The sequence below is a fragment of the Candidatus Competibacteraceae bacterium genome (assembly GCA_016699715.1).
Lineage (GTDB): Bacteria > Pseudomonadota > Gammaproteobacteria > Competibacterales > Competibacteraceae > Competibacter.
This window is the reverse complement of sequence record CP065007.1, coordinates 619,330-633,582: the sequence shown is the minus strand read 5'-3', so window position 1 is coordinate 633,582 and position 14,253 is coordinate 619,330. Positions and strand designations below refer to the sequence as shown.

General features: G+C 60.9%; 15 protein-coding genes and 1 other RNA gene. 10 read left to right on the top strand and 6 right to left on the bottom strand.

Annotated elements, in window-relative coordinates; translation table 11 throughout:
* The first annotated feature begins 116 nt into the window (after window positions 1-116).
* The gene (locus tag IPM89_02875) at window positions 117-1,286 is read left to right on the top strand and encodes a porin (protein QQS54804.1); all 1,170 of its coding nucleotides are present in this window, start codon (window positions 117-119) and stop codon (window positions 1,284-1,286) included.
* 270 nt (window positions 1,287-1,556) lie between these two features.
* Complete coding sequence (locus IPM89_02870) at window positions 1,557-2,672, top strand: porin (protein QQS54803.1); 1,116 nt, start codon at window positions 1,557-1,559, stop codon at window positions 2,670-2,672.
* 82 nt (window positions 2,673-2,754) lie between these two features.
* Here the strand turns inward: IPM89_02870 and rpiA are convergent, their stop codons facing one another.
* Window positions 2,755-3,414, bottom strand: a complete 660-nt coding sequence (gene rpiA / locus IPM89_02865; GenBank protein ID QQS54802.1) for a ribose-5-phosphate isomerase RpiA — start codon at window positions 3,412-3,414, stop codon at window positions 2,755-2,757.
* Window positions 3,415-3,445: 31 nt separating this feature from the next.
* On the opposite strand from rpiA, the gene ilvA reads away from it, so the two are divergent.
* A complete protein-coding gene (gene ilvA, locus IPM89_02860; GenBank protein ID QQS55759.1) occupies window positions 3,446-4,969 on the top strand; it encodes a threonine ammonia-lyase, biosynthetic in 1,524 nt (507 codons plus the stop codon).
* Between the two features lie 129 nt (window positions 4,970-5,098).
* On the opposite strand, the gene IPM89_02855 is transcribed toward ilvA, so the two are convergent.
* The 5 genes from IPM89_02855 to IPM89_02835 form a co-directional block, all read right to left on the bottom strand.
* The gene (locus IPM89_02855) at window positions 5,099-5,575 is read right to left on the bottom strand and encodes an EVE domain-containing protein (GenBank protein ID QQS54801.1); all 477 of its coding nucleotides are present in this window, start codon (window positions 5,573-5,575) and stop codon (window positions 5,099-5,101) included.
* Entirely contained in the window at window positions 5,572-6,180 is a 609-nt protein-coding gene (locus tag IPM89_02850; protein QQS54800.1) for a 5-formyltetrahydrofolate cyclo-ligase, read from the bottom strand. The genes IPM89_02855 and IPM89_02850 overlap by 4 nt, the downstream gene beginning before the upstream one ends.
* A 57-nt stretch (window positions 6,181-6,237) precedes the next feature.
* Window positions 6,238-6,427, bottom strand: a non-coding RNA gene (ssrS, locus tag IPM89_02845) — 6S RNA.
* Between the two features lie 31 nt (window positions 6,428-6,458).
* Window positions 6,459-6,776: a cell division protein ZapA gene (locus tag IPM89_02840; protein QQS54799.1), complete on the bottom strand. Its 318-nt coding sequence runs from the start codon at window positions 6,774-6,776 to the stop codon at window positions 6,459-6,461.
* Window positions 6,773-7,051, bottom strand: a complete 279-nt coding sequence (locus IPM89_02835) for a TIGR02449 family protein (protein ID QQS54798.1) — start codon at window positions 7,049-7,051, stop codon at window positions 6,773-6,775. Before IPM89_02835 ends, IPM89_02840 begins: the two co-directional genes overlap by 4 nt.
* A 120-nt stretch (window positions 7,052-7,171) precedes the next feature.
* Here IPM89_02835 and IPM89_02830 point away from each other — a divergent pair, with 120 nt between their 5' ends.
* The 7 genes from IPM89_02830 to IPM89_02800 are packed head-to-tail and all read left to right on the top strand — an operon-like array spanning window position 7,172 to window position 13,482.
* Window positions 7,172-7,717 (top strand): UPF0149 family protein, encoded by a 546-nt coding sequence (locus IPM89_02830; GenBank protein ID QQS54797.1) that lies wholly within the window; start codon window positions 7,172-7,174, stop codon window positions 7,715-7,717.
* A 22-nt stretch (window positions 7,718-7,739) separates the two neighbouring features.
* Window positions 7,740-9,107 carry a Xaa-Pro aminopeptidase gene (gene pepP / locus IPM89_02825; protein ID QQS54796.1) on the top strand — a complete coding sequence of 456 codons (1,368 nt, stop codon included), beginning with the start codon at window positions 7,740-7,742 and terminating at the stop codon, window positions 9,105-9,107.
* Window positions 9,104-10,360, top strand: a complete 1,257-nt coding sequence (gene ubiH, locus IPM89_02820) for a 2-octaprenyl-6-methoxyphenyl hydroxylase (GenBank protein QQS54795.1) — start codon at window positions 9,104-9,106, stop codon at window positions 10,358-10,360. The genes pepP and ubiH overlap by 4 nt, the downstream gene beginning before the upstream one ends.
* A complete protein-coding gene (locus IPM89_02815) occupies window positions 10,357-11,577 on the top strand; it encodes a UbiH/UbiF/VisC/COQ6 family ubiquinone biosynthesis hydroxylase (GenBank protein QQS54794.1) in 1,221 nt (406 codons plus the stop codon). The genes ubiH and IPM89_02815 overlap by 4 nt, the downstream gene beginning before the upstream one ends.
* Window positions 11,578-11,583: 6 nt before the next feature.
* Window positions 11,584-11,940, top strand: a complete 357-nt coding sequence (locus tag IPM89_02810; GenBank protein QQS54793.1) for a Rieske (2Fe-2S) protein — start codon at window positions 11,584-11,586, stop codon at window positions 11,938-11,940.
* On the top strand, window positions 11,933-12,685 hold the full coding sequence (locus IPM89_02805; GenBank protein ID QQS54792.1) for an ABC transporter ATP-binding protein: 753 nt from the start codon (window positions 11,933-11,935) through the stop codon (window positions 12,683-12,685). Before IPM89_02810 ends, IPM89_02805 begins: the two co-directional genes overlap by 8 nt.
* Window positions 12,682-13,482: an ABC transporter permease gene (locus IPM89_02800; protein QQS54791.1), complete on the top strand. Its 801-nt coding sequence runs from the start codon at window positions 12,682-12,684 to the stop codon at window positions 13,480-13,482. The genes IPM89_02805 and IPM89_02800 overlap by 4 nt, the downstream gene beginning before the upstream one ends.
* Window positions 13,483-14,253: the final 771 nt, after the last annotated feature.

Here is a 14,253-nt window from a genome sequence, read left to right as displayed (position 1 = left end):
GTGTTTTTTTTGAAAATATCAGTTGCATTTCTGCTTCAGAATGCGTATAAATTTCCTCAATGATTTGAGAGCACCTCTTTGTTGTGTACATACAACACAAACCTAGGAGTTTAGTCATGAAAAAGTCTGCTATCGCGCTGGCCGTTGCCGCTGCACTGGTTGGCTCCTCTGCCTTTGCCGACACCACGCTGTACGGTTCCGCCCGGGTATCCGTCGATTATGTTGACCTGGATACCACCTACACCGACCTAAGAGCCCCCAACGGTTCCCTGATCCCGTTTGTCAAGGGCTTCACCGCTTGGGATGTGGTCAACGACTCCTCTCGCTTGGGCGTGCGCGGCGAGGAAGACCTCGGTGGTGGTTTGAGCGCCATCTATCAGTATGAATTCGGTGTCGACGTAACCGAAGGCGGCAACTGGAACAGCAACCGGCCGAAGTGGGTTGGGCTGAAGGGCACCAGTTGGGGTTCAGTCACCATGGGCACCCAGTGGACTCCTTACTACAACGTGCTCGGTGTCGCCGATGTCTTCAACAATTCGGCCAATACCTTTCTCCAAAATACCGGTTACCTGGGCTCCGTCTACGGCACCCGCATGGACAACAGCCTGCTGTACAGCTCGCCCAACTGGAGCGGCTTCGGTTTCCAGGCCATGTTGGTCATGAATGGCGATGTCGGGGCTAACGAACCGACCAATCCGTCTGAGTTGGGTTATTGCAACCCCGATAACAAGTTGCCTTGCAATCTTTCCGACAGTGTCGACATGTATCAGCTCAACGCCACCTACAAGAACGGTCCGTTCTTTGTGGGCGCGGCCTACATGGCGATAGATGGGCCCGGCTTTGGCAGCTACTACAATAATCCTACCTTTGATGGCCTCAAGTACACCCGGCCCAACTGGGAAGACGGCGATCAGTGGGGCTTGGCCTTTGGCTACAACTCCGGTCCCTTCGCGGTCACTCTGAACTACGAAGACGGCGACCTCAATACCCTTTACTTTGGCGGAGGTCAGAACGTCTACGTGACCGGCGCCTACACCTTCGGCAACAACATTATCCGGGGTGCCTACGGTTATACCGATCCCGACAAGGGCCAGGTTCAGGTCTACACGAACGGTGTCCAGACTGCTCGTATCGAGCAGGACAGCATCAACACCTTTGTGTTGGGCTACCAGTACAACTTCAGCAAGCGGACCCGCGCGTGGGTTGAATACACCAATAGCGATGTCGACAGCGACCTGATCGGCACTAGGCAAGCGCTCTCCATCGGTACCCGCGTGGATTTCTGATCCACCCTGCTGATTGGGTCTGAGTAAAACGGACGCCCTCGGGTGTCCGTTTTCGTTTTCCGGTTCGGGAATAATCCAGGTTTGGACTCTCGTTGCGTTGACACCAATAAGTTGTATTTTTTATAAAAAACCAGTTGCTTTTTTACCGCAACCATTATATAAATGACTCGGAAAACAGCTTTAAGATTGCTTTCCAATCGAGTTATCGCATTGATTGGAAAGCAAATCTTGAAATTTATACCCATATTCAGACAATCAGGGAATCACCCCATGAAAAAATCCATTCTTGCCTTGGCTGTTGCTGGCGCTCTTGCCATTCCGTTTGCGGCACAGGCCGATACCATCCTGTACGGCTCGGCGCGGGTGTCGGTGGATTACAACGATGAAACCCTTGATTCCGTGGACACTGATGGCAACTGGGATGTGGTCAACGACTCCTCACGCCTCGGCGTGGTGGGCTCCGAAGATTTGGGTGGTGGTCTGAACGCCGTTTACCGTTACGAATTCGGTGTCGATATGACCGAAGGCGGCAACTGGGATAGCAACCGACCCAAATACGTTGGGCTCAAGGGCGGCTTCGGCACCCTGACTCTCGGTACCCAGGACACGCCCTATTACAACGTCGCCGGCATTACCGATATTTTCAATAGCGGCAAAACCTTCCTCTATCCGCAGTGGCTGGGTGGCGGATTCTCGCTCAGCGGTGACCGCAGCCAAGCGGATGGCGATCTGGTTCGGCTGTCGAACAGCGTCTATTATTCCACGCCCGATTTCAGTGGCTTCAGCGGTGAAGCGATGCTGGTCATGAACGGCCCCAGCTCGGACATATCGAATGATGTCGATATCTGGAACCTGGCCGTCAAATACAGCAACGGGCCGTTCTTCGCCGGTGCCAGCTACATCAAGTTGGAAGGCAAGAGCAATATCCCTCTCAATCCCGACACCCTGCCTGGTGTTACCTACGATCTTGACCTGTCAAACTGGGTTCTGGGCTTGGGCTACAACTCGGGGCCGTTCGGCGTGGGCTTCATCTACGAGCAGGGTAGTCTCTATTCCCTCAACCTGTTCACCGGGATTAAAGATACAGCGGGAACTCAATTCTTTCCCGGTGACGATGCCAACAACTGGTATCTGACCGGTCAGTACGTCTTCGGCAACAACACCCTGCGCGCCGCCTACGGCCAACTGGACACCGGTGTCGACGGCGACGACAAAATCGACAATTACGTGGTGGGCTACCAGTACAACTTCAGCAAACGGACCTCGATCTGGGTTGAATACATCGGCCGCAGCGCCAGCCTTTACAACGTACCGGGCGACGCCTCGACGGGGTTGTTCATGGGTGACCAGAACGCCGCCTCGATCGGCACCCGGGTGGACTTCTAATACATAGCCTGGGAAAACAGGCGTAAGGGCGGCGGGCGCTCGCCGAAAGGCAGCGCCCGTTTTTATTCCCCGCAAATCCTGTTCAAAGCCGCATCACTCGCACTCCGTCCACCGTACCCAGCAGCAACACATCGGCCGGCCGAAGCGCGAACAAACCCACCGTGACGATACCCGCGATATTGTTCAGTTCCGCCTCCAGCTTGGCCGGTTCCAGGATTTGCAAGTTATAAACATCGAGGATCAGGTTACCGTTGTCGGTGACGAAGTTCTCCCGCAATACCGGTTGTCCGCCCCGATTCAACAGCGCGCGCCCGACGTGGCTGCGCGCCATCGGAATCACCTCGACCGGTAACGGGAATGCTCCCAGCACGTCCACCAGCTTGGACTGATCGGCGATGCACACGAATCGTTCGCTGGCAGCCGCCGCGATCTTTTCGCGGGTCAGCGCCCCGCCGCCACCCTTGATGAGCTGCAACTGACGGTTGGCTTCATCGGCACCGTCCACATACAACGGCAAGGGTCCGGCGGCGTTCAGATCCAGTACCGGAATCTTGCAGGCCTTCAATCTTTGCGTGGTCGCCTCGGAACTCGATACCGCGCCCTCGATGCGATGCTTGATGCGCGCCAGCGCCTCAATAAAATAATTGACCGTCGAGCCGGTGCCGACCCCCACGACCGTATTGTCCTCGACATACTCCAACGCCGCTTCGGCGGCACGTTTTTTCATCTCATCGCCAGACATGCGATTTTTCCCCTATCAGTCATCTCACACCATCATGCACGACTACATCAAAAAAATCCTCGCCGCCCGCGTCTACGACGTCGCCATCGAATCGCCGCTCGATGTCATGAGTCGCTTATCACAGCGGTTGAACAACCGGGTGCTGCTCAAGCGCGAAGATCTGCAACCGGTGTTTTCCTTCAAACTGCGCGGCGCTTACAACAAGATCGTCAACCTGCCGCGCGAGATCCTGGACAAAGGCGTCATCTGTGCCTCGGCCGGCAACCACGCTCAAGGAGTGGCCCTGGCCGCCCAGCGGCTCGGGGTCAAGGCCACCATCGTCATGCCCCGCACCACACCCTCCATCAAGGTGCAGGCGGTGCGCGCTCGCGGCGGCAAAACCGTTCTGTTCGGCGACACCTACGACGAAGCCTACCAGCACGCCCGCCAATTGGAAGCGGACAAGGGTTTAGCCTTCATCCATCCCTACGACGACCCGGACGTGATCGCCGGCCAGGGCACCATCGGCATGGAAATTCTGCGCCAGCATCCCGATCCGATCGACGCCATCTTCATCGCGGTCGGGGGCGGTGGCCTGATCACCGGCGTAGCCGCCTACGTCAAGTTTCTACGACCCGAGATCAAAATCATCGGCGTGGAACCGGACGATGCCGCTTCGATGCACGAAGCGCTCAAGCAAGGCAAACGGGTCCGGCTCGACCAGGTTGGGATTTTCGCCGACGGCGTGGCGGTGCGGCAGGTCGGCGAGGAAACCTTCCGACTGGCTCAGGAGCTGGTGGACGACACCCTCGTCGTTTCCACCGATGAAATCTGCGCCGCCACCAAGGATATTTTCGACGACACCCGCTCCATCGCCGAACCGGCCGGTGCGCTGGGCACGGCTGGGTTAAAGAAATACGTGGCACACACCGGCATCACCGGGGCCAACCTCATCGCCATCCACTGCGGCGCCAACATCAACTTCGACCGACTGCGCCATGTCGCCGAGCGGGCCGAATTGGGCGAGCGGCGCGAGGCACTGCTGGCGGTCACCATCCCGGAACAACCCGGCAGCTTCCGTAAGTTCTGCCAGGTCATCGGCAAGCGTTCCATCACCGAATTCAACTACCGCTACGCCGACGACCGGCAGGCGCGTGTATTCGCCGGCGTGCAACTCACCGAGGGCCAGGAAGAGAAACAGCGGATTATCGACGCCCTGAGCGAGCAGGGTTATCCGGTGACCGACATGAGCGATAACGAGATGGCCAAGTTGCATGTGCGCTACATGGTCGGTGGCCATGCACCGGGCATCCGCGATGAACTGCTCTACCGCTTCCAGTTTCCCGAACGGCCAGGCGCGCTGCTAAAGTTCCTGACCGGTATGGCGCACGGCTGGAACATCAGCCTGTTCCACTACCGCAACCATGGTTCCGACCATGGCCGGGTACTGGTGGGCATCCAAGTCCCGGAAGCCGAACGACCCAAGTTTCAAACCTTTATCCGCGAGATCAGCTACCCCTTTCACGAGGAGACCGACAATCCCGCCTACCAGCTGTTTCTGGACGGGCACGCTTAGAAGCTGTACAAAAACTACCTTCTTACCAATCAATATGTTATGTGTGGAAGCGGGCTTGTCCGTAATGATTTTCCGCCATCGCCGGCAAGCTTGGCGGAACAATCAACAACTTAGTTTTTGTACAGCTTCTTAGGTCAACGGCCGGGTTTCCAGGGCCAACACGCACGCCCATTGCGCCGCGGTCACCGGCAGCACCGACAGGCGGTTGCCCAGGCGCAGCAGGGGAAAATCGCCAAGAGTCTCCTGATGGCGTTTCAGTTCGGTCAGCGTGATCGGGCGGCGCAGGCGGCGGACCAGCCGCACATCCACCCGATACCAGCGAGGCCGGTCCGGCGTGCTGGCGGGATCGTGATAGGGACTACCTGGATCGAAGGCGGTTTCATCGGGATAAGCAGCCCGCACCACTTCGACGATCCCCACGATGGCGGGGTTTGTCGTGCCGGAGTGATAAAAAAACGCTTGATCGCCCAAGCGCAAACCATCCCGCAGGAAATTACGCGCCTGATAGTTGCGCACCCCTTCCCAAGGGGTCGTTTGGTTCGGTGCATTTTCCAGGTCGATGACGCCGAACGCTCGCGGCTCGGATTTCAACAGCCAATAGCTCATGCCTGTCCTTCATCATTGGAAAACTGGTAAAACGCCCGCTCGGTCACCGCGGCATCCAGCGGTACATCCCACGGTTGCCGAACCAGTTCGGCAACCGCTTGGAATTCATAGCCCACCCCCAACAGGTAGGGCCTTCGGCCCAGTTCGTTCGCACCGCGCGGAAAAGCGAAGCTGCGATCGTAGAACCCCCCTCCCATGCCGAGGCGGGTACCGGTCGAATCGAAAGCCACCAGCGGCACCAGGACCAGATCCAGATCCGCGGCTTGCAAGCATTCCGCCGGCGCAACCTCGGGTTCGGGGATATCGAATCGGTTGCGGCGCAGCGGCGCGCCGGCCCGGTAGGGCGCGAACCGGAGCGAGCGCGGCGGTTCGCCGGCCAACACCGGCAGAAAAATCTGTCGGTCTTCGGTCCAGGCTCGTTTCAGCAACGGCTCTGGGTCCAACTCGCCATCGCAAGCCCAGTAACCGGCAATCCGAATGGCGCGAGCCAACGGCCAGGATTCCAGACGACGAGCGACGGCCAGCGCGGCCTGTTGGCGCGCGGCGGGGGATAGACCGCGCCGCAAGGCACGAAGCTGTCGACGTAGCGATTGCGAGTCGATCATCACGGATTGCGAGACATAAAAAAACGACGCGTAATGCGTCGCTGGGTTGGGAAGAGGGCGTTCTCCGCCTGTGCCGTCTCGAGCCTTTGCCCTTGAACCATGTGGTTCAAGTGGGGGAACAGAGCGGCATATCAGGCTTTCCGCAACATGGCGGACATGCACACCACACCGACGACCGTGCTCCCTGGGTAAAAATATCTAGGATCAAGGGGTTACCCGGCCCATTACTCGAACACCGCAGAGAACGCCCAAACTGAAATAGAGATCCTTGGAGGGGATTATAACCCTTCCGACTCAGCTTTGCTAAGCACAGCGTCAACTTTTTGTAATAAATCCCCCACCTGACGGTCGACCAGCGTATTCGCTTCAGCCGACAAACGCCGCTGCCGCAGCAACTCGTTGCTGACATTGAGCGCGGCCATCATCGCAACCGCTTCCAAGCTCAGCAGCTTGCTGGTGTGATCACGCACTTCCCGCATCTGTTCGTCGAGATAGCGGGCCGCCTCCAACAGATCGTCGCGCTCGGAGGGTCGGCAGGCAAAGCGATACTCACAACCCATCAGATGCACGGTGACACCCACGGTTTCCTGGCTCATGAGGCTTGCTCCAAACCCCTCAGGCGCACGATCATGGCCTCGATGCGGGAACGCGACTGTTCGTTCTGCTCGCGCAGGGTGCTGCTTTCCGCCTGCAATACCTGATTCTGCTCGCGCAAAAAGTGGTTGTCTTCCTGCAAACGCTCGCACAGCGCGGCCAGCCGTTCCAGCCGTTCGGCAAGGATGGCGAGACCGGTCGTGGCGGTTTCAGGGGTATTTTCCAGATCGCCCACCTCGGCGGGCGCTGCGGTTTCGTACAGTTCGTCGGTTTCCATGTAAATACTATAGAGCGGTCATTCCAGCCGGGTCAATTTTCCGCCCGCTTTCGAGGTCAAAGCGAGGAATGTTAGGATTGCCCGCCGACGCGTCGCTTCAAGAGTGCAGGAGTTCTCCCGATGCTTGCCAGCCATTCGCCCATATTCGAACGCCTGACCCGGTTGCTCGATCCCTTCAACCCCGCCGAGTTGCATGGATTGCTGTGCGGCCTGCTGTGCGCCGACCCGAACCTGAACTGCGAGCGGTGGCTAAGCTGTGTCCACGAAGAACTGGCCGACAAGAGCGAGGACTCCGAAGCCGCCGACGATCTGCTACGGAAGCTGTTCGAATACGGCGCCGCCCAATTGAGCGATATCGACTGCACGGCAACCCCTCTGTTGCCTGAAGACGAGGCCCCCCTGCGGCAACGCACCGATGCACTCGGCGCCTGGTGTCAGGGCCTGCTGTTCGGCTTGGGTCTGGGGCAGGCTGACCAGCACCGCGCGCTCTCCGAGGAAAGCCGGGAATTTCTGCACGACGCGGCCGAAATTGCCCGGGTTGGCTTCGAAACCGAAGACGCCACCGAAGCCGATGAAACCGCTTACGCCGAAGTGGTCGAATACCTGCGGGTCGGGTTGCTGATCGTCCAGCAGGACCTGAGCCGCCCCTCCACCCGCCTGCACTAATCAACCCGGAGCCCCGCCGCCGATGCTTGCCCGTACCATACCGCCCAGCGTTTTCGCCCGCCGCCGCCGCACGCTGATGGCAGGCATGGGTCCCGGTTCGGTCGCCGTGCTGCCGGCCGCGCCGTCGGCCCCGCGCAACCGCGATATCCACTATCCCTACCGTCAAGACAGCGATTTTTATTATCTGACCGGTTTTCCCGAGCCGGAAGCGATCGCCGTGCTGGCCCCCGGTGGCGAACAGGAGTTTCTGCTGTTCTGCCGCGAGCGCGACCCGCAAATGGAAATCTGGCACGGTCGTCGCGCCGGACCGCAAGGCGCGGTGGAGCGCTACGGCGCCGACAACGCCCATCCCATCGCCCAATTGGACCAGCTGCTACCGCCCTTGCTGGAAAACCGCGAACGGGTATTTTACGCCATCGGTTACAACCCGGATTTCGACCGGCGGGTCATGGACTGGATCAACCGGGTCCGTGGCCAGGCCCGCACCGGGGTGCGGGCACCGGTCGCCTTCATTGCCCTGGAACACCTGCTGCATGCCATGCGACTGCGCAAGGAACCCGAGGAAATCGCGGTGATGCGCGAATCCGCCCGCATCGCCTGCGAAGCGCATCGCCGGGCCATGCGGGCCTGCCGACCGGGCATGATGGAATACCAGATCGAGGCGGAAATCTTCCACACCTTTCTCGGTAACGGCGCCGGCTGGTCCTATCCAGCCATCGTCGGCGGCGGCGACAACAGTTGCATCCTGCATTACATCGAAAACAACGCCGAACTGCGCGACGGCGACCTGCTGTTGATCGACGCCGGCGCCGAGGTGGACGGCTACGCGTCCGATATCACCCGCACCTTTCCGGTCAACGGCCGCTTCTCCGGCGAGCAACGCGCCATTTACGAGCTGGTGCTAGCCGCGCAGAAAGCCGCCATCGACCAGGTCCGCCCCGGCCGCCGCTTCAACGAGCCGCACGACGCGGCGGTCCGCGTTCTGACCGAGGGGCTGGTGGCGCTCGGCCTGCTGCACGGCGAAGTGGACGCACTGATCAAGACGGAACAGCACAAGGGATTCTACATGCACCGCACCGGCCACTGGCTGGGCATGGACGTCCACGACGTCGGCGACTACAAGACCGGCGACGACTGGCGGGCGTTCGAACCGGGCATGGTGACCACCATCGAGCCCGGACTGTACATCCCCGCCGGCAGTAAACGCATGGAGGAGAGCTGGGCGCGGCTCGGCGTTCGGCTGGAAACCGATGTGGACGAACGCTGGTGGCGAATCGGCATCCGCATCGAGGATGACGTGCTGGTCACCGCCGACGAGCCCGAAGTGCTGACCGAGGCCGCGCCCAAGGAAATCGCCGACATCGAAGCATGGATGCGGGAGGGCGGATGAACAACGTGGACTACGATCTGCTGATCGTTGGCGGCGGCATGGTCGGCGCCAGTCTGGCCTGCGCGCTGGACGGTCAGGATTTACGGATCGGCCTGATCGAGGCCGCGCCGCTGACCGTCAGCGAGCACCCCGGCTATGACGACCGCACCCTGGCCCTGGCGCAGGGGACCCGACGCATCTTCCAGACCCTGGATCTGTGGGAAACGCTGGCCGCCACCGCCACGCCGATCCGCCAAATCCACATTTCCGAGCGCGGCAGCCCCGGCTTCGCCCATCTCGACTGCCGCGACGAGGGCGTGGAGGCGCTGGGTTACGTGGCCGAGGCGCGCTTGATCGGCGCGGCGCTACTGGCGAAATTGCCGACCTTGAGCAAGGTGGAACTGCTCTGCCCGGCCCGACTGGAAACCGTGCGCATCGAACCGGACGCCGCCTGTATCGGCGTCCGTTTTGGCGACGAACGGACGGTGGAACTGCGGGCTCGCTTACTGGTGGCCGCCGACGGCGCCCGCTCGCCGGTGCGCGAACAACTCGGCATCGCCACCCTGCGCTGGGAGTATGGCCAGCAGGCGGTGATCGCCAACGTCACCCCGACCCTGCCGCATCGCCACGTGGCCTACGAGCGCTTCACCCCGGACGGACCGGTGGCGCTGCTGCCCATGAGCGACAACCGCTGCGCGGTGGTCTGCACGGTGGACGACGCCGAAGCGGCGGCGGTGCTGGACCTCGACGACGCCGGTTTCATCGCCCTGCTGCAGCAACGATTCGGCGACCGGCTGGGGCCGTTTCTCCGCGTCGGCCGTCGGCAAGCCTATCCGCTGTTTCTGCTGAAAGCACGCGAACACGCCCGCCAGCGCGTGGCGATCCTCGGCAATGCCGCCCACACCCTGCATCCCATCGCCGGCCAGGGCTTCAACCTCGGCATCCGCGACGTGGCGGCGCTGGCGGAAGTGGTCGCGGACGCGGGTCGGCGTGGCGAGGACATCGGCGATCTTAGGGTGCTCAACCGCTACGCCGACTGGCGGCGCTGGGATCAGCGACGGACGATTGCATTCACCGACGCGCTGAACCGGCTGTTCGCCAACCCGCTGCCGCCGGTGCGGGCCGCCCGCAATCTGGGACTGCTGGGATTTGACCTGCTGCCACCGCTCAAGCATTGGTTCGCCCGACAAACCATGGGGCTGGACGGGCGGGTGCCGAAACTGGCGCGCGGGCTGGCGCTGACGGCATCACCCTCGGGGGCGACGATCCCATGACGAATCCCGATTACGACCTCATCATCGCCGGCGGCGGCATGGTCGGCTCGACGCTGGCCTGCGCGCTGGGCCACGCCGATCTCAAAATCGCCCTGCTGGAAGGCGTGCCGCTGGAGCGCATCCGTCCGAACGAGGAAGCCGACCTGCGGGTCTCCGCCATCCATCGCGCCTCGCAGCGCATTTTCGCGGCGGTGGACGCCTGGAGCGGCATGACCGCCTGGCGGGTCAGTCCCTTCCGCGACATGCGGGTATGGGACGCCGGTGGCTTTGGTCAGATTCATTTCGACAGCGCCACCCTCGGCGAGCCGCTGCTGGGCTGGATCGTCGAAAATCGGGTGATTCAGTACGCTCTCCTGGAGCGGGCGCGGCAACTGCCGGCGGTGGATCTGCTGTGTCCGGCGGCGCTGGAAACCGCTTGGCCCGAGGACGCGGGTGGCTGGCGAGTGCGCTTGACCGATGGGCGCGAATTCGCGACGCGGCTGCTGGTCGGCGCGGACGGCGCGCAATCCAGGGTGCGAGAACTGGCGGAAATCGACACTCGCGGCTGGAGCTACGACCAGAAGGCGCTGGTCGCCAACGTGCGCACCGCCGAAGCACATCAGGAAACCGCCTGGCAGCGTTTTCTGCCGACCGGGCCGCTGGCGTTCCTGCCGCTGCACGACGGGCGCTGTTCCATCGTCTGGTCCACCACACCGGAACAGGCCGACCAGTTACTGGGGCTGGACGAGCACGATTTCGCTCGGGCGCTGACGGAAGCCTTCGACCGGCGACTGGGTGAGATCGTGCAGGTCGGGCCACGCGGTGCTTTCCCCCTGCGTTTGCAGCACGCCCACGCCTACGTCAAACCTGGCCTGGCTCTGATCGGCGACGCCGCCCATGTGCTCCACCCGCTGGCCGGACAGGGCGTCAATCTGGGACTGTTGGACGCGGCGACGCTGGCCGAGGTGCTGCTGGACGGCCTGGCCGCCGGTCACGAGGTGGGCGCACTCAGGGTACTGCGGCGCTACGAACGCTGGCGCAAAGGCGATAATCTGCTAATGCTGGGCGTCATGGACGGTTTCAAGCGGCTGTTCGGCAACCCGCTGCCACCGGTGCGGCTACTGCGGAATCTTGGCCTCAACCTGACCGACGCCGCCGGCCCGCTGAAAAACCGCATCGCCCGGCGGGCGATGGGGCTGGAGGGCGATCTGCCGAAACTGGCGCGGGCGGCGAGCTGAGTTCCGATGCCCGAACACCCCCTCTGTCGCCTGGACGACCTGGCCGAAGGTCAAAGCAAGGGCATCGTCATCAACCCGGCTTCCCGCTACGCCGACCTCGTGTTGGTGCGCACGCGGGAGGGCATTTACGCCTACCGCAACCGCTGCCCGCATACCGGCGCGCCGATGGAATGGGAACCCGACCAGTTTCTGGATTGCACCGGCACGGTCATCCAGTGCGGCATCCACGGAGCCCTGTTTCGTATTGAAGACGGTTATTGCGTTTCCGGCCCCTGCGCCCGGCAGTCGCTGCAAGCGGTGGCGCTGATCGAGCGGGACGGCTGGCTGATCGCGCTCGATCCCCTGGAACGCGCCGGTGGCTGAACCACCCGTCATCCAGGTCGAGGATCTGTGTAAGCACTACGGTTCGGTGCGGGCCGTGGACGGCATCAGCTTCGACATCGCTCGTGGCGCCACCTGCGCCCTGCTCGGCGGTAACGGTGCCGGCAAAACCACCACCATCGCCATGCTACTGGGGCTACTGCTACCGACCGGCGGCCGAATTCACATTCTCGGCGAAGAGGTGCCGCGCCACCAGCACCGCGTGCTGCCGCGCATGAACTTCTCCTCACCCTATGTCGATCTGCCGCAACGCTTGACCGTGGCGGAAAACCTGACCGTCTACGCTCGCCTGTACGGCGTGCCCCGCGTGCGCGAGCGGCTGGCGGTGCTGGGGCGGGATTTGGATATCGATGCTTTCTTCCAACGTCCCTACGGCAGTCTGTCCGCCGGCCAGAAAACCCGGGTGGCGCTGGCCAAGGCGCTGCTGAACGAACCGGACATCCTGCTGCTCGACGAGCCGACCGCCTCACTCGACCCCGATACCGCCGACCGGATGCGCGGCATCCTGACCAACTTCCAGCGCCACAGCGGCGCGACCCTGCTGCTGGCCTCGCACAACATGAGCGAGGTGGAACGGCTCTGCGATCAGGTGATCATGCTGCGGACCGGGCGCGTCGTCGCCAGCGGCACGCCGCGCGAGCTGATCCACCGCTACGGCCGCAAGGACATGGAAGAAGTGTTTCTCGACATCGCCCGCGGCATCCAAAGCGGCGAGGTGATCGAATGAATGGAATTTCCCCGCAACGCATCGGCGCGCTGGCGCTGCGCTACCTCTACCTGCTGCGCCGTTCCTGGATCCGCATCGTCGAGCTGGCCTACTGGCCCACCGTGCAGATGATCCTGTGGGGCTTCATCACCCGCTATCTGGCCGGTCACAGCGACGTACTCGGCCAGGCGGCGGGGCTGCTGCTGTCGGGCGTGCTGCTGTGGGATATTCTGTTTCGCAGCCAGTTGGGCGTATCGGTGGTGTTCTTCGAGGAGCTGCACGCCCGCAATCTGGCTCAACTGTTCGTCAGTCCGCTGCGGCCGATCGAACTGATCCTGGCGCTGATGTCGATCAGCCTGATTCGCACGCTGGTCGGCGTCGGGGTCGCGGTGGCGCTGGCGCTGCCGTTCTACGGCTACAACCTGTTCGCGCTGGGACCGCCGCTGGCCGGCTTTTTTCTCAACCTGCTGTTGATGGGCTGGGCCATCGGTCTGCTGGTCGCCGCCCTGGTGCTGCGCCATGGCATGGGCGCCGAAAGCATCGCTTGGGCGGCGATCTTCGCCCTGGCGCCGTTGTGCGGGATCTACTACCCCATCGCCACCCTGCCCGGCTGGCTGCAACCGCTGGCCTGGATCTTACCCGCCAGTCATGTGTTCGAGGGGATGCGGGCGGTACTGCTGGATCATGCGTTCCGGTTGGATTATTTTCTGTATGCCCTGCTGCTGAATGCCGGCTACCTCGGTTTGGCGATCAATGTATTTTTAGCTGCCGTCCGTCATGCACGCGAACATGGTTCGCTGCTGCAGTCGGGCGAATAAGCCGTCACCCCGCTTCTCTCCCTGCTCTCAACGGCGCGCCGACTCAGCGGAGCAAGCGATCCGCTGGCCGACAAACCCACACCTCTTTATCTCTTCACACGGCTCCCACTTCATCCCGCAAGGCTACACCATAAAAAATACCCAATAATTTAGTGGGTTGCATGTAATCGACAGCATCTTAACGCTCTCATGGTTTCGCCAGCTCAAACTGGCCCGACCCATCTCCTGTTTTGTCATATATTTTGACACATGATTTCAAAAAGTAGCGTTAAGTCAATTAATGGCTTTTTTTAATTACAATTATTGATACAATTGAAATTTTGTATTTTTTGCATGTACTATATATTTAACAATCTCCGCATAATCCTCTTTTTACCTTGAAAACACCTCAAAGCCACGCTTTAACTAATTGAAAAAAAACGTGTAATTTTTTCATGACTCTAAAAAAACTGATTATGGGTGACGACGACCCATACGGGATCAGCTGACGATCCGGATTTCACAGCATGAATTACCATATTGGCTTGCTTATTGCTTAAAGCTACTTCAGTTGCTGATGTAATTGGTGGCTATATCACGGCATGGTAAGCCCGATGTCTATCCAGGACTGACTCGCAGCCATTTCCGCCATAACAGAAGTCCAGTTATTGGCCGTGCCTTTTGAGTTGAATGGCTTTGATCAGAAAAACCTTGAGTTGGATCTTAATTGCGGCTACGAGAGACAAGCTGTTGATTGATAAAAAAACATTTTTTTGATGTAATTTCAAACCA